General features: G+C 71.4%; 17 protein-coding genes. 6 read left to right on the top strand and 11 right to left on the bottom strand.

Annotated elements, in window-relative coordinates:
• Position 1 precedes the first annotated feature (1 nt).
• The 5 genes from BC358_RS21185 to BC358_RS21165 all read right to left on the bottom strand — a co-directional run bounded on the left by BC358_RS21185 (position 2) and on the right by BC358_RS21165 (position 4,299).
• Entirely contained in the window at positions 2-1,138 is a 1,137-nt protein-coding gene (locus BC358_RS21185) for an ABC transporter ATP-binding protein (RefSeq protein ID WP_079367365.1), read from the bottom strand.
• A gap of 4 nt (positions 1,139-1,142) precedes the next feature.
• Positions 1,143-2,207, bottom strand: coding sequence for an extracellular solute-binding protein (locus BC358_RS21180; RefSeq protein ID WP_066259533.1), 1,065 nt, complete (start codon positions 2,205-2,207; stop codon positions 1,143-1,145).
• A 153-nt stretch (positions 2,208-2,360) separates the two neighbouring features.
• The gene (locus tag BC358_RS21175) at positions 2,361-2,825 is read right to left on the bottom strand and encodes a hypothetical protein (RefSeq protein WP_079367364.1); all 465 of its coding nucleotides are present in this window, start codon (positions 2,823-2,825) and stop codon (positions 2,361-2,363) included.
• The gene (ypfH, locus tag BC358_RS21170) at positions 2,822-3,466 is read right to left on the bottom strand and encodes an esterase (protein ID WP_079367363.1); all 645 of its coding nucleotides are present in this window, start codon (positions 3,464-3,466) and stop codon (positions 2,822-2,824) included. Before ypfH ends, BC358_RS21175 begins: the two co-directional genes overlap by 4 nt.
• Before the next feature lie 14 nt (positions 3,467-3,480).
• Positions 3,481-4,299 (bottom strand): dioxygenase, encoded by an 819-nt coding sequence (locus tag BC358_RS21165; protein WP_079367362.1) that lies wholly within the window; start codon positions 4,297-4,299, stop codon positions 3,481-3,483.
• A 150-nt stretch (positions 4,300-4,449) separates the two neighbouring features.
• On the opposite strand from BC358_RS21165, the gene mnmA reads away from it, so the two are divergent.
• Positions 4,450-5,571: a tRNA 2-thiouridine(34) synthase MnmA gene (gene mnmA, locus BC358_RS21160; protein WP_079367361.1), complete on the top strand. Its 1,122-nt coding sequence runs from the start codon at positions 4,450-4,452 to the stop codon at positions 5,569-5,571.
• A 22-nt stretch (positions 5,572-5,593) separates the two neighbouring features.
• Here mnmA and BC358_RS21155 read toward each other — a convergent pair whose 3' ends face one another.
• The 4 genes from BC358_RS21155 to BC358_RS21140 all read right to left on the bottom strand — a co-directional run bounded on the left by BC358_RS21155 (position 5,594) and on the right by BC358_RS21140 (position 10,325).
• Positions 5,594-6,571, bottom strand: a complete 978-nt coding sequence (locus BC358_RS21155) for a tripartite tricarboxylate transporter substrate binding protein (RefSeq protein WP_079367360.1) — start codon at positions 6,569-6,571, stop codon at positions 5,594-5,596.
• A 90-nt stretch (positions 6,572-6,661) separates the two neighbouring features.
• Positions 6,662-7,843: a tricarballylate utilization 4Fe-4S protein TcuB gene (gene tcuB / locus BC358_RS21150; protein WP_079367359.1), complete on the bottom strand. Its 1,182-nt coding sequence runs from the start codon at positions 7,841-7,843 to the stop codon at positions 6,662-6,664.
• Complete coding sequence (gene tcuA / locus BC358_RS21145) at positions 7,830-9,245, bottom strand: FAD-dependent tricarballylate dehydrogenase TcuA (RefSeq protein ID WP_079367358.1); 1,416 nt, start codon at positions 9,243-9,245, stop codon at positions 7,830-7,832. The genes tcuB and tcuA overlap by 14 nt, the downstream gene beginning before the upstream one ends.
• A 105-nt stretch (positions 9,246-9,350) precedes the next feature.
• Positions 9,351-10,325 (bottom strand): LysR substrate-binding domain-containing protein, encoded by a 975-nt coding sequence (locus tag BC358_RS21140; RefSeq protein WP_079367357.1) that lies wholly within the window; start codon positions 10,323-10,325, stop codon positions 9,351-9,353.
• Between the two features lie 120 nt (positions 10,326-10,445).
• On the opposite strand from BC358_RS21140, the gene BC358_RS21135 reads away from it, so the two are divergent.
• Positions 10,446-12,194, top strand: coding sequence for a SulP family inorganic anion transporter (locus tag BC358_RS21135; RefSeq protein WP_079367356.1), 1,749 nt, complete (start codon positions 10,446-10,448; stop codon positions 12,192-12,194).
• A 12-nt stretch (positions 12,195-12,206) separates the two neighbouring features.
• Here BC358_RS21135 and BC358_RS21130 read toward each other — a convergent pair whose 3' ends face one another.
• A complete protein-coding gene (locus BC358_RS21130; RefSeq protein WP_179130119.1) occupies positions 12,207-12,926 on the bottom strand; it encodes a class I SAM-dependent methyltransferase in 720 nt (239 codons plus the stop codon).
• A 54-nt stretch (positions 12,927-12,980) separates the two neighbouring features.
• Positions 12,981-13,610, bottom strand: coding sequence for a hypothetical protein (locus BC358_RS21125; protein ID WP_079367355.1), 630 nt, complete (start codon positions 13,608-13,610; stop codon positions 12,981-12,983).
• Positions 13,611-13,795: 185 nt separating this feature from the next.
• Between BC358_RS21125 and BC358_RS21120 the strand changes: the two genes are divergently transcribed.
• From BC358_RS21120 to BC358_RS21105, 4 genes are all read left to right on the top strand, one after another.
• Positions 13,796-15,106, top strand: coding sequence for a sigma-54-dependent Fis family transcriptional regulator (locus tag BC358_RS21120; RefSeq protein ID WP_179130118.1), 1,311 nt, complete (start codon positions 13,796-13,798; stop codon positions 15,104-15,106).
• A gap of 86 nt (positions 15,107-15,192) precedes the next feature.
• Positions 15,193-21,168 (top strand): alpha-2-macroglobulin, encoded by a 5,976-nt coding sequence (locus tag BC358_RS21115; RefSeq protein ID WP_079367354.1) that lies wholly within the window; start codon positions 15,193-15,195, stop codon positions 21,166-21,168.
• On the top strand, positions 21,165-23,384 hold the full coding sequence (gene pbpC / locus BC358_RS21110; RefSeq protein WP_079367353.1) for a penicillin-binding protein 1C: 2,220 nt from the start codon (positions 21,165-21,167) through the stop codon (positions 23,382-23,384). The genes BC358_RS21115 and pbpC overlap by 4 nt, the downstream gene beginning before the upstream one ends.
• Before the next feature lie 45 nt (positions 23,385-23,429).
• Entirely contained in the window at positions 23,430-24,209 is a 780-nt protein-coding gene (locus tag BC358_RS21105; RefSeq protein ID WP_066156953.1) for a DUF4395 domain-containing protein, read from the top strand.
• Position 24,210 lies beyond the last annotated feature (1 nt).

Here is a 24,210-nt window from a genome sequence, read left to right as displayed (position 1 = left end):
CTCAGGCCGCGAAGCACCAGGCCTGCGCCGGCCGGTAGGAAAAATGGACCGTCTCGCCCGCGCGCAGGTCGGCCAGGCGGCCGGTCAGCGGCAGCGCGATCTGCAGCGGCGTGGCGGTGCGCGCTTCCTGCACCTGCACCGTCGAGTTGCCACCGTCGAACAGCACGGCCTGCACGGTCGCGCTCCAGGCCGGCTCACCCGCCGGCAGCTCGCGCGGGCTGCGCCCGATCTCGATGGCTTCGGGCCGGATGAACAGGCTGGCGGTCTGCCCCTGGTCCACCGCGCCGACGCGCTGCGCCCACAGGCCCAGGCCGCCGCCGGTGCGCAGCAGCACCTGGTCGCCGTTGCGGGTCTCTACCTGGCCTTCGATGCGGTTGTTGTGGCCGACAAAACCGGCGACGAACGCCGTCTGCGGCTGGTAATAGAGGTCCTGCGGCGAACCGAGCTGCTCGAAGCGCCCGTGGTTCATCACCGCGACCTGGTCGGACATGACCAGCGCTTCGCTCTGGTCGTGCGTGATGTAGACGAAGGTGGTGCCCACCTCGGCCTGCAACTGTTTCAACTCGACCTTCATGTGCTCGCGCAGCTTGAGGTCGAGTGCGCCCAGCGGCTCGTCCAGCAGCAGCAGCGCGGGTTCGAGCACGAGCGAGCGCGCGATCGCCACGCGCTGCTTCTGCCCGCCCGAGAGCTGGTCGATGCGCTTGCCCTCGCTGCCCGGCAGGCCGACGCGCCGCAGCATGTCCGTCACCTTGGTCTTGGCCGTCGAACCCTTCACACCCCGCCGCTCCAGCCCGTAGGCGATGTTCTCGCCCACCGTCATCATCGGAAACAGCGCCAGGTGCTGGAACACCATGTTCACCGGCCGCCGGTTGGGCGGCACGCCCTGCATGGACTGGCCCTTGATCACGATGTCGCCGGCGTCGGCCGCGATGAAGCCCGCGATCATGCGCAGCAGCGTGGTCTTGCCACAGCCCGAGGGCCCGAGGATGGAGAAGAAGGAACCGGAACGGACGCCGAAGCTCAGGTCATCGACCGCCGCAAACGCGCCATAGCGCTTGCGGACGGTCTGGATCTCGAGATCGAAGGCGCCCGCGCGGTCCGCTGCGGTGGCAGCGGTCACGGCGGGGGCGATGGTCATCAGCTTACTTGGCGGCCTTGATGCGGTCGAGCACGCGGCCTTCGATGTCCTCGATGCCGGCGGGCACGGCCGGGTACCACTTGATGTTCTTCAGCGCGGCCTCGGGGAAGCTGTCGGCGAACTGCTTCTTGAGCACCGGGTCCATGCCGGCGTCACCACCCTTGGCGGCGGTGAAGTTGCCGGCCGAGGTGGCGACCTTGGCGGCGATCTCGGGGCGCATGTTGAAGTTGATCCAGGCGTAGGCGGCCTCGTCGTTCTTGCCCTTGGCCGGCAGGGCGAAGGTGTCGACCCAGCCCAGCGCGCCGGACTTGGGCGCGACGAACTTGATGTCCGGGTTGGTCTTGTTCAGACCCCAGCCGCCGGTGTCCCACATCATGGCCGTGGTCAGCTCGCCCGAGCGCATGCCCGCCAGCAGCTGGTCCTTGCCGTCCCAGTAGAACTTCACGTTCTTCTTGCACTCGGTCAGTGCCTTGCCCACGTCGTCCATCAGCGCGCCGTAGGCCTTGGCGTCGCTGTACAGCGCGAACGGGTTCTTGCCCATGGAGAAGGCGAAGGCGATCAGGGTTGGGCGCTTCAGGCGCATGCTGACCTTGCCGGCGTTCTCGGCCGCGCACAGGTCGGTGTAGTCGGCGGCCTTGGAGGTCTTGGTATTGACCACCAGACCATCGGTGCCCCAGATGTGCGGCACGGCGTAGACCTTGCCGCCCACGGTGGTGTTCAGGCGGGTGGCTTCGAGCATCGAGGGAATGAACTGCTCGGACTTGATCTTGGACAGGTCCATCGGCTTGTAGATGCCGAACTCGGCCTGCGGGCCGGCGATGCGGTCCTGGCTGGGCTGGGCCAGATCGAAGCCGGCGCCGGCGGTGGCGCGCAGCTTGGAGATCATTTCCTCGTTGTTCGAGAGCGTCACCTCGACCTTGATGCCGGTCTCCTTGGTGAACTGCTCCATCACGTCCTTGGGCACGTAGTCGGCCCAGGTGATCAGGCGAAGGGTCTTGTCCTGGGCATGGGCGGCGCCAACGGTCAGCAGCAGCGCGGCCAGGGCCACGCGGGAGATCTTGTTCTTCATGGGTGTGCTTTCAGTGTGGATGACGAAAACATGAACCGCCGCCGCGGGATTGCGGCCGACGTGGCGGAAACGGCGCAACGCAGAATCCGGCAAAGCCCAGCGTATGTCAAGCACGTGAAAGTCCCGTGACAGCGCGCCACGGCGTGCGCGGATTCAGCCTCTTGGCTGCAGGGACACCACGCCCAGGTGGTGCATCAGTTCGCGCAGGATCAGCAGCACCGCGTCTCCTGCCGCATCGTCGAAACCCGTGCTGCGCACCGAAGGCGCACCCACCGCCCGGGCCGCCAGCAGCTGGTACTCGCGCTCGATGCCATCCAGCCCAATGGACCCCTGCGCCAGCGCGGCAATGGCACCGCCGCGTTGCAGCGGCGCCAAACTGCGCGCGCTCAAGACCATGCGCGCGCCGCGCGGCACCTGGGCCGCGATGCGCTCGATCGCGTCCTCCACGGTCTGGATGCCGTTCTCCACCGCCAGCGCCGAGGGCCCCGACGGCGTCAACGGCCACAGCGAGCCCGTGCCCACGGGCAGGGTCCAGCTGACACCGGTGGCGGCGGTGATCATGGTCTCGCGCGCCCCGATGTCCAGCGCCAGCTGCGGGCCGGTGTCGGCGGCGTTCACGGCGCCACCTCGTCCAGCGCACGGGCCAGCAGCGCCAGGGCGCGCGGGTCGATGCCGTGCGCGAGACCTGGCAGCAGGTCGGCCCGGGCATCGGCGCCCAGGGCCTGCAGCTGCTGCGCGCCCTGCGAACTGAACGCCGCGGGAATCACCGGGTCCTGCGTGCCGTGGATGAAACGGAAGGCCACGCCCGACGGTGCGGTCTGCGGCGGCACGGCGAAGCGCCCGGACATCGCCACCACCCGCGCGGCCAGCGGCTCGCCGGCCTGCGTCGATTCGAGCGACATGATCGCGCCCTGCGAGAAACCGGCGAGCACGGTCTGTGCCGCGCCCAGCCCGGAGTGGGCCTGCCAGCGCCGCACGGTGTCGGCGAAACGCGGCATCGCCGCGGCGATGCGCTCGGCGCGGTTGGTCTCGGTCACGCCCTGCACCGAGAACCACTGCCAGCCGGCGCCGAAGCCGGACTCGAACGGCGAGCGCACCGCCACGACCCAGCGGTCGTCGCGCGCCAGCGCGGGGCCCAGGGGCTCGAAGCCCTCGGGACTCGCGCCCACGCCGTGGAACAGCAGCACCAGCTGGCGCGCGGGCGCCGTGGGGCGGTGCAGGACAAGGTCGCCCGTGGGCGCTTCGGTGCGGGTGTTCATGTGGGCCTCCCTGTTCACGCCGCCACCTCGTCGGGTGTATCGACGGGGATGTCGCCAAACTGGAACGCGTCCATCGACAGCACACCGTGCGTGATGCCCCCTTCGATGCGCGTGGCCGGCACCTCGGCGCCCGCCGCACCGGCGGCCACCATCAGCGGCCACAGGTGTTCGGCCGTGGGGTGGGCGCGCTGGGCGTGCGGCGCCATCGCCATGGTCTGCTGCAGGCGCGCGTGGTCGCGGCCGGTCACCACGCCATTGATCCAGTGCGCGAACTCGAGCGCGTAGGTCTCGGCGTTCGCATCGGGCGCGTCGAAGCGCACCTCGTAGAGGTTGTGTGTCAGGCTGCCGGAGCCGATCACCAGCACGCCCTCCTCGGCCAGCGGTGCCAGCGCCTGGCCGTAGGCGTAGGCGCGCTCGCCGTCCAGCCGCGCGGGCAGCGAGACCTGGAACACCGGCACGTCGGCATCGGGCAGCAGGTGCATCAGCGGCACCCAGGCACCGTGGTCCAGGCCCCACTGCGGGTCGGCCTCGGCTTTGTGCCCGGCGGCGCGCAGCAGCTCGATGGCGCGCTGCGCCACGTCGGGCGCGCCAGGTGCCGGGTACTGCAGCTGGTAGAGCGCGGGCGGGAAGCCGCCGAAGTCGTGGATGGTCTGCGGGCGCGGCGTGGTGGCAACGCGCGGCTCGCGCGTCATCCAGTGCGGCGAGACGATGAGGATGGCCTTGGGCCGCGGCAGGGTCTGGCCCAGCGCGGTCAGCGCCGGCCCAGCCTGACCGGGGTCGATGGCGAAGGTGGGCGAACCGTGGGAGATGAAGAGCGTGGGCAGGCGGGACATCGCGGATTCCTGGTGGGTGGCGCCGGGAGTGGCGGCATGGGTTTCACTGTAGGACCGGCACCCGCCGCCATCGTTCGATGCCCTCGCCGGTCACGTTCCAATTTTTTGAAGCCGGGGTCGGCCGGAACACCCGCTGGGATAATCCACCCCATGGCAAACAAGCAACGTGTGGTGGTCGGATTGAGCGGGGGCGTGGACTCCGCGGTGAGCGCATACCTGCTCAAGCAGCAGGGCTACGAGGTCATCGGCATCTTCATGAAGAACTGGGAGGACGACGACAACAGCGAATACTGTTCGTCCAACCTCGACTTCGTGGACGCCGCCTCGGTGGCCGACGTGCTGGGCATCGAGATCGAACACGTCAACTTCGCCGCCGAATACAAGGACCGCGTGTTCGCCGAGTTCCTGCGCGAGTACCAGGCCGGCCGCACGCCCAACCCCGACATCCTCTGCAACGCCGAGATCAAGTTCAAGGCCTTCCTGGACCACGCCATGCGCCTGGGCGCCGAGAAGATCGCCACCGGCCACTACGCGCGCGTGCGCCTGAACGAAGCCACCGGCCAACACGAGCTGCTCAAGGGCCTGGACCCGCTGAAGGACCAGAGCTACTTCCTGCACCGCCTGAACCAGGCGCAGCTGGCCAAGACCCTGTTCCCGGTCGGCGAGTTGCCCAAGACCGAGGTGCGCCGCATCGCCGCCGAGATCGGCCTGCCCAACGCGAAGAAGAAGGACAGCACCGGCATCTGCTTCATCGGCGAACGGCCCTTCCGCGACTTCCTCAACCGCTACATCGCCAAGGAACCCGGGCCGATCAAGGACCCGACGGGCCGCACGATTGGCCAGCACGTGGGCCTGAGCTTCTACACCCTGGGCCAGCGCCAGGGCCTGGGCATCGGCGGCGTGAAAGCCAAGGGTGCGCAGAAAGGCGGCAACGAGCACGAGCCCTGGTTCGTCGCGCGCAAGGACGTCGAGAAGAACATCCTGTGGGTGGTGCAGGGCCACGACCACCCCTGGCTGCTGGCGCCCAGCCTGCGCGCCGAGGATGTGAGCTGGGTGGCGGGCGAGGCGCCGGCGATCACGGCCATCGCCGCCAAGACACGCTACCGCCAGAGCGACGCGCCCTGCACGCTGGCCGTGGACGACACCGGTTTCACGCTGCGCTTTGCCGAGCCGCAGTGGGCGGTGACGCCCGGCCAGAGCGCCGTGCTGTACGACGGCGAGGTCTGCCTGGGCGGCGGCGTGATCCACACCGAGGCCGCGAACGCTCCCTGAGGCGGGTGGCCTTCGGGTCGACTCAGTCCGCGGTGATCTTGCGCGCCTGGATGGTGGCGGCCCACTGGGCCGATTCCTTCTTCATGAAGGCCGAGAAGTCGGCGCGCGTGGTGGGCTGGGGCGTCAGCCCGTGGTGCATCAGGGCCTCTTTCACGCCCGGGTCGTTCAGCACCTTCACGATTTCCTGGTTCCAGCGGTCCAGCAGCGGCACCGGCGTCTTGCCCGGGGCCACGAAGGCGTACCAGTTCAGCGCCTCGAAACCCGGGTAGCCGGCCTCGGCCACGGTGGGGATGTTGGGCAGGTAGGCGGGGCGCGTGAGGCCGGTGGTGGCCAGGGGCACCAGCTTGCCGCTCTCGATGTGCGGCATGGCCGTGGGCGGCGCCGAGAAGTAGGCGGCGATGCGGCCGCCCAGCAGGTCCTGCAGCGCGGGCGCGCCGCCCTTGTAGGGCACGTGGACCATGTCGATGGCGGCGCGCTGGTTAAACAGCTCACCCGCGAGGTGCGAGGCCGAGCCGGGGCCGGTGGAGGCGTAGTCCACGCTGCCGGGTTTCTTCTTTTCCAGCTGCACGAATTCGGCCAGGTTCTTCACGCCCACGCCCTTGTGCACGACCAGCACGTTGGGGAAGTTCACGCCGCCCGAAATAGGGGCCAGGTCGGTGAAGGGATCGTAGGCCAGCTTCATCAGGTGGGGCGCGATGGTCAGCGGACCGACCGAGCCGAACAGCAGCACCGAGCCGTCGGTCGCCGCCTTGGCAACGTACTGGTGCGCGATGTTGCCGCCCGCACCGCCCTTGTTCTCCACGATCACCGACTGGCCGATGTTCTCGCCCAGCTTCTTGGCGATCAGGCGCGCGGCGGCATCGGCCGCGCCGCCGGCCGCAAACCCCACCACCAGCGTGACCGGCTTCTTGGGCGGGAAGTCCTGCGCCTGGGCAAGGCCCGCCAGCGACAGGGTGGACAGGGCGAGCGCGGTGGCGCGCAGGAAGGCTCGTTTGTGCATGGCAAGGTCTCCTCGGTGAGGTTCGTGGGGTGGGGGAAAAGGGTGGGTGGCCGCGGCGAACCCGCCGCAGAGAGGGAACGAGGCGCCGGTTCAGTCGGCGCCCAGACCGATGGGGTTGGGCTGGCGCTTCTCGACCGCGTGGCGCAGCAGGGCGGCGGTGCGGAAGATGCCGTGGCCGAACTTGCCGTAGGGCATGGTGGCGAACAGGGCCATCACCGCGCCCAGGTGCAGGCACAGCGTCAGCGCCAGGGCGGGGGTGCCGCGCGCGGCCCACAGGGCCAGGCCGCTGGTGGCGGTGAGGAACAGCAGGGCGATGAAGCCGCGGTCCATGGGCTTCTGCGCAGCATCGCCGTGCAGCGGGTGGCGGCGCAGGTTCAGCCGCCACAGGCCGGCCGTGCCGATGGCCAGGCTCAGGCCGCCCACGGCGCCCAGCAGCTTGGGCAGGCTGGGCAGGTCGTAGGGCGCGGGCAGGCCCAGCAGGTAGTGATAGAGCGTGCCCACGCTGGTGGCGGCGAAACACAGCAGGAAGCCGTAGAAGGTGAGGTGGTGGTAGCGCCGGCGCGCCAGCGTGTGGGCGTCGTCCTCGTTGTGGCAGCCGTCGCCATGGCCACCGTCCAGGTACTTCAGACGCAGCACAGCACCGGTCGCCTCGGCCGTGGCGGGCGCCGACAGCGGCGCGCCGCTGGTGGCGGGCGTGACCTCGCGCCAGAAGCGGCGCACGCCCAGGCCCAGCGCCAGTGTGGCGAACAGGAACACCGGCGCGAACAGGCCCACCAGCAGGTTGTGCGGGAACAGGCCGTAGAAGTCGCTGCCCGGCGCGCTCCACAGCGCACCCAGGCCCTGCCCCTGCAGCACCACGGCCAGCACCAGGAACAGCGCCAGCCCGGCGGCCAGCGCCAGCGACAGCGTGAGACCCTGGCGCTGGTAGAGCCGGCCCAGGGCGGGCGGCCAGGCGTAGTCCACGTAGGTCTGGCCGCGCACCTGCGCCATGGCCTGCGGCACGTTCACCGCGAACTCGTGCGGCGGCGCGTACTGGCAGGCGTGCAGGCAGGCGCCGCAGTTGTGGCAGAGGTTGGCCAGGAAGTGGATGTCGGCCTTGCCAAATTCGAGCCGGCGCGTCATGGCCGGGAACACGGCGCAGAAGCCTTCGCAGTAGCGGCAGGCGTTGCAGATCTGCAGCTGGCGCGCGACCTCGGTCTCGGGCGCGGACAGCACGACCTCGCCCCGGGCCAGGGCGCTCGCGTCGCGGGCCAGGGCTTCAAGCGTGTGCATGGCGCGCTCCCTTCAGCACGGCCTGAGCGGCCTGGGTGCCGGCGATGCGGCCAAAGGCGGTGCCGATGGACATGCCGACGCCCGCGGTGTAGCCCTGGCCCAGCACGTTGCCGGCCATCATCTCGCCGGCCACGAACAGGTTGTCGCTCGGCCGGCCGCCGAAGTGCACCGCCGCGGTGGCGTCGGTCTTGAGGCCCAGGTAGGTGAAGGTGACGCCGGGCTTGAGCATGTAGCCGTAGAAGGGCGCGGTGTCGATGGGCCGGGCCCAGTGCGTCTTGGCCGGGGCCACGCCCTCGGTGTGGCAGTCGTCCAGCGCGGTGTGGTCGAAGCGGCCGACGCGGCAGGCGGCGTTGTAGTCGTTCAGGGTCTGCATGAAGGTGGTTTCGTCGAGGCCCAGCTTGCGCGCCAGCTCGGGCAGGGTGTCGGCCTGCACGCCGTCGAACACCGGCGGCATGAAGCGGCCGATGGCCTTGGCGTCGATGATGGAAAAGCCCACCTGGCCGGGCTGCTGCGCCACCAGGCGGCCCCAGATGGCGTAGCGCTTGGGCCAGAAGTCCTCGCCCTCGTCGTAGAAGCGGCGCGCCTCGCGGTTGACCACCACGCCCAGCGACACGCAGTCGATGCGGGTGCAGATGCCGCCGTCGTACAGCGGCGCGCGCGCGTCGATGGCCACCATGTGGGCCTGCGTCGGGTCGCCGATGCCGTCGGCACCGTGGTCGTTCAGCAAATGGCGCAGCAGCACGCCCTGGTTGAAGCGCGTGCCGCGGATCAGGAAGTTGTCCGACGGCCACTCGCCGCGGGCGTTCTGGCCCCAGGCCTCGCGCAGCCAGTCGCGGTTCGACTCGAAGCCGCCGGCCGCCAGCACGCAGCTGCGCGCGGTGATGCGTTCACCCTTCACCCAGGCGGCCACGAAGCGGTCGCCGTCCATCTCGATGCGGTCCACCGGTGCCTCGTAGCGCACCTGCACGCCCAGGCGCTCGGCGCTGCGGAAGTAGGCGTTGACCAGGGCTTTGCCGCCGCCCATGAAGAAGGCGTTGGTGCGCGCCGTGTGCAGCGCGCCCGAGAGCGAGGGCTGGAAGCGCACGCCGTGGCGCACCATCCACGGCCGGCAGGTGGCCGAGGCGCGGATCACCAACCGGGCCAGGGCTTCGTTGGTCTTGCCGCCGGTGACCTTGAGCAGGTCCTGCCAGAACTCTTCTTCGGGGTAGGCGTCGACCAGCACGTCCTGCGGCGCGTCGTGCATGCAGCGCAGGTTGCGGGTGTGGGCGGAATTGCCGCCGCGCCATGCGCGCGGCGCGGCTTCGAGCAGCAGCACGCTGGCACCGGCCTCGCGCGCCATCAGGGCGGCGCACAGGGCGGCGTTGCCGCCGCCGATCACCAGGACATCGGGGTCCGTTGACATGGGTCTCCTTCGTGTTCTCTCGGGGAGCGCCGGAGCCGATCCGGCGCGTGAAGAACTGTAGGAAGACCGTCGCCCGCTGTGCAGCGGGCCCGCGTCATGGGGGTATCACGGGTTGTGATGGGTGTCGGGCAATGCCGCGAGCGCGGTGGCGCCGGACCAGCGGCCCTCGCCCAGCAGCGTGCGCACGCAGTCCTTGAGCACCACGCGCGCGGCCAGCGCAGCCGGCGAGAGCTCGTCGTCCGACAGGCTGCACAGCAGGTTCACGCGGCGCGCCGGCGCGTCGGTGATGCGCGCGCACTGGAAGCGCTGCGCCGCGTCCGGGTAGCGCCCCAGCGCCGCCCAGGGCTGCAGCGTGGCGCCCAGGCCGGCGTCCACCGCGGCCATGACCATGGCCAGCGAATCGACCTCCAGCACCACGCTGGGCGCAATGCCGGCACCCGCGAAGGCCGTGTCCAGCGTGCTGCGCAGGCCGTGCGGCCCGGTGGGCAGGATCAGCGGCACCCCGGCCAGGTCGGCGATGGCGATCTCGGCCGGCAGGTGCGGCGCGCCCGCGCGCTGCACCAGGAACAGGTCTTCCTCCAGCAGCGGCATCACGCTCCAGCCCCGCCCGCCCCCGTCCTGCCGGGTCTGGTGCAGCCGGGTGTCGAACAGCACCGCCAGGTCGAGCTGGCGCGCGTTCAGCATGGCGGTGAGGTGGCCCGACATGCTCTCGACCATGTGCAGGCGCACGTCCGGGTAGCGCTCGCGCATGGCCTGCATGAGCGGCAGGCCCAGCACCGCCGAGGTGGTGGGCGCCAGCCCCACCGAGACCGAACCCGACAGCCGCGCCTGCTGCGCGGCGCGCGTGGCCTGCTCGGCGTGGCGCAGGGTCAGCTGCGCCTCGCGGAAGAAGGCCACGCCCGCTTCGGTGGGCGCCACGCCGCGCGGTGTGCGGTGGAGCAGGCGGGTGGCGAGTTCGCTTTCCAGTCGCGTGATCTGCTGGCTCAGGGCCGACTGCACCAGGTCCAGGTCGGTCGCGGCGCGGCTCATCGAGCCCAGCTCGACGATGCGCACGAAGTACCGCAGCTGACGCAGTTCCATGGGGAGGCCTGTGGTGGTGGTGGTGGTTCGCCCGCCGGGGCGGCGCGGGGTTCGGGGTGGCCGCCAGTTTATCGGCCGTCCCTGAAAATACCGCCACCACCACCCGCTCCGCCTGCCCGCATGCGCTCCACCCTCACCGACTGGTTCCCCATCCTCCGCTGGGGCCGGACCTACAACCGCCCGCTGCTGGCCGCCGACCTCACGGCCTCGGCCGTCGTCACGCTGCTGCTGATCCCGCAGAGCCTGGCCTACGCCATGCTGGCCGGCATGCCGCCGGTGACCGGGCTGTACGCCAGCATCGTGCCCATGGTCATCTACGCGCTCATGGGCAGCAGCACGGTGCTGGGCCCCGGGCCCTCGGCGCTGCGGTCCATCATGTCGCTGGCGACGGTGGGCACGGTGGTGGGCGCGGGCAGCGCCGACTTCATCGCCGCGAGCGCGGTGCTGGCGGTGATGGTGGGCCTGGCCCTGCTGGTCATGGGCGCGCTGCGCATGGGCTTCATGGCCAGCTTCCTGAGCCAGCCAGTGCTCTCGGGCTTCATCACCGCCTCGGGCCTGCTGATCGGCATGAGCCAGCTCAAGCACGTGCTGGGCATGCCCCTGAGCGGCGACGACGTGCCCGGCTTCGCCCGCAGCCTGGCCGCACACTTCGGTGAGGTCCATGGCCTGACCCTGGCCGTGGGCCTGGGCGCGCTGGCGGCGCTGTGGGCGGCCCGGCGCTGGCTCAAGCCCCTGCTGTGCCGCCTGGGCGTGCCGGCGGTGGCGGCGGACCTGGCGGGCAAGGCCTCGCCGCTGCTGGTGATCCTGCTGTCCATCGCGCTGACCACGGCCCTGGGCTGGCCGGAGCAGGGGCTGGCGGTGGTGGGCGAGATTCCGCAGGGCCTGCCCAGCCTGGTGCTGGCGCCGCTGCTGGAGCTGCCGATGTCCACCGTGCGGGCGCTCATGGTGCCGGCGCTGCTGATCGCGGTGATGACCTTCATCGAGCAGATCTCCATCGCCCAGGGCATGGCCGCCAAGCGTCGCGAGCGCATCGACGTGAACGCCGAGATGCGGGCCATGGGCGGCGCCAACCTGGCGGCCGGCCTGACCGGCGCCTTCGCCGTCGGCGCGAGCTTCTCGCGCACCTCGGTGGTGGCCGAAAGCGGTGGCCGCACGCCCGCGGCCGGCATCATCACCGCGGCGCTGCTGGCCTTCACGGCCCTGTTCCTCACGCCCTGGCTGCACGACCTGCCCATGGCCGTGCTGGCCGCGACCATCCTGATCTCGCTGGGCTCGCTGATCGACTTCCGCAGCTTCCCGCTGAACTGGCGCTACGCGCGCGCCGACTTCGCGGCCCAGGCCCTGACCTTCTCCGTCACGCTGCTGGTCGACCTGGTCACGGGCCTGACCGTGGGCGTGATCGCCTCGCTGGCGCTGCACATCTGGCGCAGCAGCCGCCCGCACATCGCCGTGGTGGGCAACGTGCCCGGCACCGAGCACTACCGCAACGTGCTGCGCCACCAGGTGGTGACGCGCCCGCACATCCTGGGCCTGCGGGTGGACGAAAGCCTGTTCTTCGCCAACGCGCGCCACCTGGAGGACCGCATCACCGCCGAGCTGGCCGCCCACCCCGGCGTGCGCCACGTGGTGCTGCAGTGCACCGCGGTGAACGACATCGACGCCAGCGCGCTGGAGAGCCTGCGCAGCATTCACCGGACCTTGCAGGAGGCCGGCATCCGGCTGCACCTGAGCGAGGTCAAGGGGCCGGTGATGGACCGCCTGCACCGCAGCGACTTCCTGGAGCGGCTCTCGGGACGGGTGTTCCTCACGCACCACCAGGCCATCAGCGCACTGGACGAGCCGGCGCCAGACCCCGCGGCCCAGATCTGAGCGACCGCTGCCTCAGCGCCTGCGGCGCAGCAGGCGCACGTGCATGGGGCGCACGAAGCGGGCGCCGTCCGCACCGAGGTGCGGCTCAAAAGCGCGGCGCACGCGGGACTCGATCTCCGGCGTGATCTGGTGGTCGGCAAAGCTCGGGTAGAGCATGCGCTGGGCGAAGCTGGGCCAGTCGGGGTAGTGCACCGGCTGGGCGAACCGGCGCTCGGCGGCCGCCTCCCAGTGGGCGCCGCTGGCCAGCGCGCGGTCCAGCGCGGCCTGCGCGGCGGCCCGCACCACGCCCTCGTCGTTGTAGAGGCGCACGATGTCGTTGAGGGCGCCGCCGTAGACCGGCTCGCTCACATAGAACCAGCCGCCCGGGCGCAGCACCCGCGCCACCTCGGCCAGCGCGCGGTCCATGGCGGGAATGGGCACATGGTGCAGCGACTTGAGCATGAGGGCGCCGTCGAAGCGCTGGCGCGCAAAAGGCACGGCCTCGGCGCTGGCGGACAGGAACTGCAGCCGCTCCCGGGGCTGCGACAGGTTCTTCGCGTGCTGGACCGCATCGACCTCCAGGCCGACCACCTCGCTGTCCGCATGGCGCTCCAGCAGCTCACGCGCCAGCCGCGCGTTGCCGCAGCCCAGTTCGATGATGCGCTGGCCCGCCAGGGGCACCAGATCGGTCAGCAGGTCCAGCTCGTTGTCGAGCAGCGGGAAGTGGTCGGGGTTGTGGTCGGTGGTGGTCATGTCCTCCTGTGCGGAAGTTGGGGAACGCGGTTCATATTCTGGAAGTGGCCGGTGTCATCTCTGGACGGCCATGGAGCCCATGCGGGCAAAGAATCCGTCGCGGGTGAGGCCGGCGAAATGGGGGTTCCAGCGCCGCTGCTCCAGCACCGTGCTCACCACCCTCGCCCGCCGCGCGTGGCCCGCGTAGAGCAGGGTCTCGTCGGGCAGGGTGAAGATGCGCTGCTGCACGCTGTCCCACAGCGCCGGCGGCTGGGCCGGCCCGGGCTGCCACGGACAGGCGTCGACGGTCAGCAGGTCGCCGCAGAACACGCGGTCCTGCCAGAGGTAGCTCTGGCAATGGGCGGTGTGTCCCGGCGTGTGCAGCACCTGCACGAAGCCCGCGCCCAGCGGCAGCCGCTCGCCGTCGGCCACGCTGCACACGCCCTCGCGCCGGGCGCCTTGCACCACCGGCGCCCCCAGGTGCAGCAGTCGCCCGAATTCGCCGGGCGGCTGGTCATCGTGGCCGTCGTGCTCGTGGGTGCGCAACACCCAGCGCAGGCGCAGGCCGGCCTCGTCCAGCAGGGCCATCAGCACCGGCCGGTCGCCGCTGCGCGGGTCGACCAGGGCGGCTTCGTGCGCCGCTTCGTCGGCCAGCAGGTAGCTCAGTGCGCCGCTGTGTTCGTCGTAGAGGATGCGCAGACTCATAGGGTCGGGTCGGGTCCGGAGCACCGAGCGTTCCAAGATCCATGCCAGCCGCGTCTGGCCCGCCAACGCCTTTGCCAACAAGCACTTGCACGCCACTGCGGGTCCGGCGCCGCGCCGCCGGGACTGCCTTGTCTGCCAGATCTGGCAGACAATCCCGGATACCCCCCAACCCAGCGGGTCCATCCATGAAACCCCTGCCCGAACTCACCGCCTTCCTCGAAGGCCTGCCCGAGCCGCACATCCTGTTCGACGCGCAGTACCGCATCCTGGCGGCCAACGCCGCCTACCGGCGCCAGTTCAGCCCCGAGCGCAGCGTGGTCGGCCGGCGCTGCTACGAGGTCTCGCACCACTTCGCCGTGCCCTGCGACCAGGCCGGCGAGTCCTGCCCGCTGGCGCAGTCCAGGATCTCCGGCCAGCGCGAGCGCGTGCTGCACCTGCACCACACGCGCCGCGGCGAGGAGTACGTGAACATCGAGCTCTCGCCCCTGCCGGGCGAGGACGGGCAGCCGGCCTTTTTCGTGGAGAAGATGGAGCCGCTGCGCGTGGCCCAGGGCCAGCCGGCAGCGCAGGGCCTGATCGGCCGCTCGCCCGCCTTCCAGCGCATGCTGGGCCTGGTGGCGCGCGTGGCGCCCGCACCGGCCACGGTGCTGCTGCTGGGCGAGTCGGGCACCGGCAAGGAGCTGGTGGCGCGCGCCATCCACGAGGCCAGCCCGCGCGCGAGCAAGCCGCTGGTGCCGGTGGACTGCTCCAGCCTGCCCGAGACGCTGTTCGAGTCCGAGCTGTTCGGCCACGAGCGCGGCGCCTTCACTGGCGCGACCACCGCCAAGGGCGGCCTGGTGGAGGCGGCCAGCGGCGGCACGCTGTTCCTCGACGAGGTGGGCGACATCCCGCTGCCGATGCAGGTCAAGCTGCTGCGCCTGCTGGAGACCGGCATGTACCGGCGCGTGGGCAGCACCGAGCCGCGCCACGCCGACATCCGCGTGGTCTCGGCCACCCACCGCGACCTGCACCGGATGATGGCCGAGGGGCGCTTCCGCGAAGACCTGTACCACCGGCTCTCGACCTTCCCGATTCCGCTGCCGCCGCTACGCGAGCGCGCGGGCGACCTGGCCCTGCTGGCGCCGGCCCTGCTGGAGCGGGTGGCGGCGCCGCGGCGGCTGCGCCTGTCGCCCGCCGCCATGCAGCGGCTGGAGGCACAACCCTTCCCGGGCAACGTGCGCGAGCTGCGCAACCTGCTGGAGCGCAGCGCCCTGCTGTGCGACGGCGAGGTGATCGAGGCCTCGCACGTCGACGAGGCCATCGCCATCGGCCGGCGGCCAGGCCGCGCGACGACCGGGCCGTCGGCACCGGCCACGGCCGGCGACACGGTGCGGGCCGCGAGCCGCGAGACGCTGCGCGCCATCGTCGCCGAGCACCGGGGCAACCGCGCCGCGCTGGCGGCCAAGCTGGGCATCAGCGAACGCTCGCTCTACCGCAAGCTCAAGTCCCTCGAATGAGCACCGGGGGCGGTCCATCGGGACTGCCCACGCCGGGGCATCTGCGTTAGGCTCCATCCCATCCAAACAGGGGTCGGGGTGGCGGCATGGTGTTCGGGTTGCGCGGTGCGCTGGTGGGTCTCGGTCTGGCGGCGGCCGGCGGTGCGTGGGCGGTGCAGATCACCGGCCTGAGCCCGCAGGGCGAAGTGGCCAGGGTGCGGCAGGTGGTGGCGACCTTCGACGCGCCCGCGGTGGCCTTCGGCAACCCGAACGCGGCGGCGCCGCTGCAGCTGAGCTGCAACGAGCCCCAGGCCTCGGCGGGCACCGGCCGCTGGGTCAACGACCGCCGCTGGGTGCACGACTTCCAGCAGATGCTGCCGCCGGGGGTGAAGTGCACGCTGCAGGTGGCGCCGGGCTTTGTGGCGCTGGATGGCCGGCCGCTGACCGGCCCGCAGCGCTTCGCTTTCGAGACCGGCGGCCCGGCGCTGCGCCAGAGCGCCCCGTCCGACGGCCAGACCATCGAAGAAGGCCAGTACTTCCTGCTGCGCTTCAACGGCGCGGTGGCGCCCGAAAGCGTGCAGGCCCACGCCTGGTGCGGCATGGACGGGCTGGGCGAGCGCATCGCGGTCAAGCTGATCACCGGCACCGAGCGCGACCAGCTGGTCCGGGCGCGCGGCTGGGACCGCAAGGACATTCCGGCCGACCAGGTGGTGGCCCTGGCCTGCCAGCGCCAGCTCACACCCGCCGCCAAGGTGAAGCTGGTGCTGGGCAAGGGCGTGGCGACACCGAGCGGCGTGGCTACGCGCCAGGACCAGCGCCTGAACTTCACCGTGCGCGAACCCTTCAAGGTGACCTTCAGCTGCGAGCGCGAGAACGCGCAGTCGCCCTGCCTACCGCTGCGCGGCATGTCGCTGCGCTTCAACGCCCCGGTCACCGCCCAGCAGGCGATGGAAATCCGGCTCAGGCCCGCCGCCGGCGGCGAGGCACTGACGCCCAAACTGGAAGACGGCGCGCAGGGCGAGGATGCGGTCGACGGTGTGGACTTCGCGCCCACGCTGACCGAGAAAGCCAGCTACACCGTGGAGCTGCCCAAGGGCCTGGTCGACGCCTCGGGCCGCGCGCCGGCCAACGCCGGCCAGTTCCCGCTCAAGGTGGCGACCGGCCTGATGCCGCCGCTGGTGAAGTTCGCGGCCGCGCCCTTCGGCGTGGTCGAGCGGCTGGCCGAACCCGGCGGCACCGCCCTGCTGCCCATCACCGTGCGCAACGTCGAGCCCGAGCTCAAGGCCCTGGGCCTGGTGGTGTCCGGCAGCAAGGTCAGCGACCTCCGGCTCTCCAGCGACGCCGACATCATTGCCTGGTACCAGCGCGTCGCCACGTTCCACGGGGGCACGGTGGAGCGCAAGCTGGCCGCGCAGTGGGCGAAGACGCCGCTGCCCAAGGTGATCGACAAGGACAACCAGGACTGGGTCGAGTCGCGCATGCTCGGCCTGCTGCAGGGCCTGCCGGGCGTGAAGCCGCTGGACCTGCCCCAGGCGGCGGCGGGCGACCCGCGCCCGATGGAGGTGGTGGGCATTCCGCTGCAGCCGGGCTTCCACGTGGTCGAGATCGCCTCGCCGCGGCTGGGCCGCTCGCTGCTGGACGAGCGCCACGGCGAGGGCCGCACGATGTACGTGCGCAGCTCGGCGCTGGTGACCAACTTGGGCGTGCACTTCAAGCTCGGGCGCGAGAACGCGCTGGCCTGGGTCACCACGCTGGACAAGGGCCAACCGGTCGCGGGCGCGGCGGTGCAGGTCTCCGACTGCCGCGGCAAGCCGGTCGCCAAGGGCCAGACCGATGCGCAGGGTGTGGTGAAGCTCGACGGCCTCCCCGGCCGGGCGCCGGTGTGCCAGAACGGCGAGGCCGAAGACGGCGAGTACGGTGGCGCCTGGTTCGTCAGCGCGCGCGCCAAGTCGGCCGACGGCGTGGACGACCTGGCCTTCACCTGGAGCGACTGGAACCGCGGCATCGAGGCCTGGCGCTTCGATCTGCCGACCGGCGACCTGTCCAGCGCCACGCAACGCGCCCACACCGTGCTCGACCGCGCCCTGCTGCGCGCGGGAGAGACGCTGTCGATGAAGCACTTCCTGCGCACCGAGGACATGAAGGGCTTCCACGTGCCCGAGCTCAAGAGTGGCGAACTGGTCATCACCCACCAGGGCAGCGGCCAGGAGTTCCGCCAGCCCGTGGCCTGGCGCAAGACGCCCACCGGCGGCCTGAGCGCCACCAGCGAATTCGCCATCCCGCCCTCGGCGCGGCTGGGCGTCTACACGGTGCAGCTCTCGCAGTCGCTGGGCCGCCAGGGCACCGAGATCCTGGACAGCGCGCAGTTCCGGGTCGAAGAGTTCCGGCTGCCGGTGCTGCAGGGCCTGCTCAGCGCCAACGACAAGAAGCCGCTGGTGGCGGCAACGGCCACGCCGGTCGACCTGCAGGTGAGCTACCTCTCGGGCGGCGGCGCAGGCAACCTCGCCACCCAGGTGTCAGCGCTGATGCGCCGCAAGTCCTTGTCTTTCCCCGGCTACGAGGGTTTCAGCTTCGACCCGCCGCGCATTGCCGACCGCTCGCAAGGCAGCCCGGACGAGGGCGAGGACGGCGCCGACGCAGCGCAGAAGCTGGTGGCCGACAAGCTGCCGCTGACGCTGGACAGGAACGGCCGCGGCCGCACACAGATCAAGGACCTGCCGGCCGTGACCGCGCCGCAGCAGCTGCTGATCGAGGCCAGCTACGCCGACCCCAACGGCGAGACCCAGACCCTGCGCCACGTCACCACGCTCTGGCCGGCCGCGGTGGTCGCGGGCATCAGGACCGAAGGCTGGGTCTCGACCCGGCAGCAGGCGCGCTTCCAGGCGCTGGCGCTCACGCTGGACGGCAAGCCGGCGGCCGATGTGCTGCTGGAGGTGCGCGCCTCGGTCCGGACGACGACCACCACGCGAAAGCGCATGGTCGGCGGCTTCTACACCTACGACAACAAGACCACCTCCAAGGACCTGGGCAGCGTCTGCTCGGGCAAGAGCGACGCGCGCGGCCTGCTGCTGTGCGAGGCCGAACTCGACGACGCGGGCGAGGTCGAGCTGACCGTGGTCGCCAAAGACCGCGAGGGCCACCGCCACCAGAGCGCCGCCTCGGTCTACGTCACGCGCCAGGGCGAACTCTGGTTCGGCGGCGAGGACCACGACCGCATGGACGTGGTGCCCGAGAAGAAGCGCTACGAGCCGGGCGAGACCGCGCGGCTGCAGGTGCGCATGCCGTTCCGCTTCGCGACCGCCCTGGTCAGCATCGAACGCGAGGGCATCATCGACACGAGGGTGGTGCAGCTCAACGGCAAAGACCCGACCATCGACCTCAAGGTCGAACCCGGCTGGGGACCGAACGTGTACGTGAGCGTGATGGCGCTGCGCGGGCGGCTGCGCGAGGTGCCCTGGTACAGCTTCTTCACCTGGGGCTACCAGGCGCCGCGCGAGTGGTGGACCGCCTTCTGGTACGAGGGCAAGGAATACGTCGCGCCGACCGCGCTGGTCGACCTGAGCAAACCGGCCTACCGGCTGGGCGTGGCCGAGCTGAAGGTCGGCACGGCGGCGCACGAGATCAAAGTCAGCGTCGCCACCGACCGCGAGGCCTACCCGGTGCGCGGCACCGCACAGGTCAGCATCCAGGCCAGGCTGCCCAACGGCCAGCCCGCGGCCAATGCCGAGGTGGCGCTGGCGGTGGTGGACCAGGCCCTGCTGGAGCTGGGACCGAACGACAGCTGGGACCTGCTGGCCGGCCTGTGGCAGCGGCGGAACTGGAGCGTCGAGACCGCGACCGCGCAGATGGAAATCATCGGCCGGCGCCACTACGGCCGCAAGGCGATCCCGGCCGGCGGTGGCGGCGGCCACAGCCCCACGCGCGAGCTGTTCGACACCCTGCTGCTGTGGCAGCCCTCGGTGGTGCTCGATGCACAGGGCCGCGCCACGGTGAAGGTGCCGCTGAACGACGCGATCAGCAGCTTCCAGGTGGTGGCCATCGCCGATTCGGGCCCGGGCCTGTTCGGCACCGGCCAGGCCAGGTTCCGCGCCACCCAGGACCTGCAGATCATCAGCGGCCTGCCGCCGCTGGTGCGCGAGGGCGATCGTTTCATGGCGCAGTTCAGCCTGCGCAACACCACGGCGCGGCCGATGAAGGTGAATGTGAGCGCGCGCGCGACCCTGGTCGAGACGCCCGCGCAGACGGTCGAGATCCCCGCTGGCGAAACCCGCGAGGTGGCCTGGGACGTGACGGCCCCGGTGCCGCTGGGCCTGGGCCGCTTCGAGGCGCTGCTGTGGGAGGTCACGGCGCAAGACCAGAACGGCCAGGCGCGCGATGCCGCCAAGTTCAGCCAGCGCGTGCTGCCGGCCGTGCCGCTGACGGTGCGGCAGGCCTCGCTGGCCCAGCTCGACGGCCCGCTGACCGTGCCGGTGGCGACCCCGTCGGATGCGCTGACCGACGCCCAGGGCGCGCTGCGCGGCGGCCTCCGCATGAGCCTGCAGCCCACGCTGGCCGAGGGCCTGCCGGCGGTGCGCGAGTGGTTCGTGAACTACCCCTTCGCCTGCCTGGAGCAGAAGACCTCCAAGGCCATCGGCCTGCGCGACGCCAAGCTCTGGCAGACCGTGCTGGCGCAGCTGCCGACCTACCTGGACAGCGACGGCCTGGCGAACTACTTCCCGCCGCGCGATGGCGACCGTCCCTCGGGCAGCGACACCCTGACCGCCTACCTGCTGTCGGCCACGCACGAGGCGGCGTCGCTCGACCTGGCCTGGACCCTGCCCGATACGGCGCGCGCGGCCATGCTGCGCGGGCTGGAGAACTTCGTTACCGGCAAGATCGAGCGCGGCTTCTGGAGCCCGCGCCAGGACCTGAACCTGCGCAAGCTCGCCGCGGTGGAAGCGCTCTCGCGCCACGGCCGGGCCAATGCGCGCCTGCTGCAGAGCGTGGAGATCGCGCCCAACCAGTGGCCCACGCACGCGGTGATCGACTGGCTCAACGTGCTGCGCCGCGTGAACGACATTCCCAAACGCGACGAGAAGCTGGCCGAGGCGAACAACATCCTGCGCGCGCGGCTGTCGTACCAGGGCACCAAGCTGGTCTTCAGCACCGAGGCCGAAGACCGCTGGTGGTGGCTGATGCAGAACGGTGACGTCAACACCGCGCGCCTACTGCTCGCCGTGATGGACGACCCGGCCTGGAAAGACGACATGGGCCGCATCGCCAGCGGCTTCATCGGCCGCCAGCAGCGCGGCGCCTGGTCGACGACGACCGCCAACCTCTGGGGCGGGCTGGCGCTGCAGAAGTTCTCGGCGCGGTTCGAGGCAGTGCCGGTGACCGGCAGCACCCGCGCCGCGCTGGGCGCCGCCAGCGCCGCGGTCGACTGGAGCAAGGTGTCGCGCGCCGATCCCAAGGCGCCGATGGCCGCGGGCTTCGCCACCGTCGGCCCCGTCAAGGCCGACCCCAACGCGCCCACCGGCCCGTGGCGCAACAACGCCGCCACCCTCGCCTGGCCCAAGGACGGCGCCGCGTCGCTGGTGGTGCAGCACCAGGGCAGCGGCAAGCCCTGGGTCACGCTGCAGGCGCTGGCGGCCACGCTGCTGAAGGCGCCGGTCTCGGCCGGCTACACGGTGACCAAGACCATCACACCGGTCGAGCAGGCCGTGGCCGGCCGCTACAGCCGGGGCGACGTGCTGCGCGTCACGATCGAAGTCAACGCCAGCACCGACATGACCTGGGTCGTGCTCAGCGACCCGATCCCGGGCGGCGCCACCCTGCTGGGCAGCGGCCTGGGCCGCGACTCGGCCATCGCGACCGCGGGCGAGAAGCGCTCGGGCAGCGGCTGGCCGGTGTTCGAGGAGCGCAGCTTCGAGGCCTTCCGCAGCTACTACGACCACCTGCCGGCCGGGCGCTTCAAGACCGAGTACACGGTGCGGCTCAACAACGTGGGCACATTCGCGCTGCCGCCCACGCGCATCGAGGCGATGTACGCGCCCGAGACGTTCGGCGAGCTGCCCAACGCGCCCATGAAGGTAGAGGCCAAGTGAGACGCCGGGCGCTGCTGGTGGTGTTGCTGACCGGGGGCTGCGCGCTGCCGGCGGCGGCTCTGCCCAGCTTCGCCGAGGTGAAGGCCGCGCACCCGACCTCCGAGACCCGTTTCCTCGACCGCCACGGCGAGCTGCTGCAGCGCCAGCGCACCGACCCGACGGTGCGCCAGGGCGCCTGGGTCGCGCTGCCCGAGGTCTCGCCCGCGCTGCGCGGTGCCCTGGTCTACAGCGAGGACCGGCGCTTCTACGAACACAGGGGGGTCGACTGGCAGGCCGTCGCGGCCGCCGCCTGGGGCAACCTGTGGAACACGCGCACGCGCGGCGCCTCCACCCTCACCATGCAGCTGGCCGGCCTGCTGGACAGCGACCTCAAGGCCGGCGCCAACGGCCGCCGCTGGACGCAGAAAGCCGGGCAGGCGGTGTGGGCGCAGTGGCTGGAGACGCGCTGGCGCAAGGACCAGATCCTGGAGGCCTACCTCAACCGCGTGCCCTTCCGCGGCGAGATCGTCGGCGTCGACGCGCTCGCGCGCAGCCTGTTCGCCAAGGCGCCGCACGGGCTGAACGCGGACGAAGCGGCGATCACCGCCGCCCTGGTGCGCGCGCCCAACGCCGCGCCCGAGCGCGTGGCCGCACGCGCCTGCGAGGTGCAGCAGGCCATGGCGCGTGCCCAGGGTGCGAAGGCCGACTGCCTGTCGGTGCGGCTGCTGGCCGGCAGCGTGCTGCGCGACCGCCGCTGGGCCGCCAGCGAGGGCGACGCCCCGCACGCGGCGCGGCGTGCGCTGGCGGAATGGCGCCAGCAGGCCGGCACGCGCGCGGTGCCGGCACAGGTCCGCACCACGCTCTGGGCGCCGCTGCAGCGCGAGGCGCAGACCCTGCTGCAGCGCCAGCTGCGCTCGCTGCTGGGGCGGCGCGTCGAAGACGGCGCGGTGGTGGTGCTCGACAACACCAGCGGCGAGGTGCTGGCCTGGGTCGGTTCGTCGGGCCTGCTGAGCCAGGCGGCCGAGGTCGACGGCGTGACCGCGTTGCGCCAGCCCGGCTCCACGCTCAAGCCTTTTCTCTATGCCCAGGCTCTCGCCGAGAAGCGCCTGAGCGCGGCCTCGCTGATCGAGGACGCGCCGACGCACATCCCGACCGCGGGCGGCCTCTACATCCCGCAGAACTACGACCGGCACTTCCGCGGCTGGGTCTCGGTGCGCACCGCGCTCGCCTCCTCGCTGAACATCCCGGCCGTGCGCACGCTGGCCATGGTCTCGCCCGAGGACTTCGCAGTGCAGCTGCTGCGCCTGGGCCTGCCGCTGCGCGAAAGCGGCGACTACTACGGCCTCGGCCTCGCGCTGGGCAGCCCCGAGGTGAGCCTGCTCTCGCTGGCCAACGCCTACCGCACGCTGGCCAACCAGGGCCGCCACGCACCGGTCGCGCCGCTGCTGGCCGGCCCGCGCCTGGCGGTGCGCAGCGAGGCGGTGCTCGACCCCGGCGCTGCCTTCATCGTGGGCGACATCCTGTCCGACGCGAATGCGCGGGCCGCCACCTTCGGCACCGACAGCCTGCTGGCCACCCGCGTCTGGACCGCCGTGAAAACCGGCACCAGCAAGGACATGCGCGACAACTGGGCGGTGGGCTGGTCGCAGCGCTACACGGTGGGCGTCTGGGTCGGCAACGCCAGCGGCGCGCCCATGGGCGACGTGAGCGGCACCACCGGCGCGGCGCCGGTCTGGGCCGGCCTGATGCGCTGGCTGCACGAACGCCAGCCCAGCCGCGCGCCGACACCGCCGGCCGGCGTGGTGGCGCAGGCCGTGCGTTTCGGCCAGCAGCTGGAACCGCCGCGGCGCGAGTGGTTCATCGCCGGCACCGAACAGCCGCTGTTCGCCCTGGGCACGGACAGCGACAGCGGCGCGCCGGCACTGCGCCCGCGCATCCTCAGCCCGGCCACCGGCACCATCCTCGCCCTCGACCCCGACATCCCGCCGGCCCACCAGCGCCTGACGCTCCGGGCCGAGGCCGGCCACGTGCGATGGCGCATCGACGGTCAGCCGCTGGGCAAGGGCCAAGAAGTGGCGTGGATGCCCTGGCCGGGCAAACACCAGATCGAACTGCTCAACGCCCGCGGCGAGGTGCTGGACCGGGTGCGCATCGAGGTGCGTGGGGCGGGGGTGCGTCCCACCACGGCCACCCCACGCCGGCCCCCCGCCAGAAACCCGGTGGCGGGAACGTCCTGATCGGTCTAGAGTTCCAGGTATCCATTCAAATATCAGGATGCATGCATGAAAAAACTTGAAAACAGCCTGTTCGCCTTCGGTGAGCAGGTCGAGGGCTACCCGGTCCGCGTCGTCAACGAGCGCATGGTCCGCGCCGCCGCCGGCCTGCTGTTCTTCCCGGCCGTGGTGTCGTTCATGCACTCCTTCCTGCTGGGCAACTTCCAGTACACGCGCCTGTTCATCATCGTGTTCCTGGTCGACATGACACTGCGCATGCTCAACCCGCGCTGGGCACCGAGCATGATCGCCGGCGGCTGGATCGTGCGCCACCAGGCGCCGGAATGGGTGGGCGCGCCGCAGAAGCGCTTCGCCTGGGGCCTGGGCCTGCTGCTGGGCCTGGCCATGCTGTACCTGATGGTGTTCAACCGCTACATGGGGCCGCTGAACATGCTCATCTGCGGCAGCTGCCTGCTGCTGATGTTCTTCGAGACCGCCTTCGGCATCTGCCTGGGCTGCAAGCTCTACAACCTGTTCCACAAGGAGCAGGCCCAGCTGTGCCCGGGCGGGGTGTGCGAGCTGCCGGCGCAGAAGAAGGGCTGGGGCCTGCCGCTGCCGCAGGCGGCCGTGCTGCTGGCCTTCGCCGCCGTGCTCGTGGCGGCCAAGGGCTGGGTCGACCGCACCGGCCCGCTGCAGGGCTTTGACGACATGGCGACGCTGGAAGAGATGGGCCTCAAGCCCACGCCGGGCGAGACGTCAGCGGCCGACGCCGAACGATGCCAGGTGCCGGCCTTCGCCAAGGCCATCGGCCATGAGACGCTGTGGAAGCAGCACAACGGGTGCAGCTGAA

The sequence above is a fragment of the Hydrogenophaga sp. H7 genome (assembly GCF_002025745.1).
GTDB lineage: Bacteria > Pseudomonadota > Gammaproteobacteria > Burkholderiales > Burkholderiaceae_C > Hydrogenophaga > Hydrogenophaga pseudoflava.
Note: the sequence above shows the minus strand (reverse complement) of the source record. Positions and strands in the feature narration are given on the sequence as shown.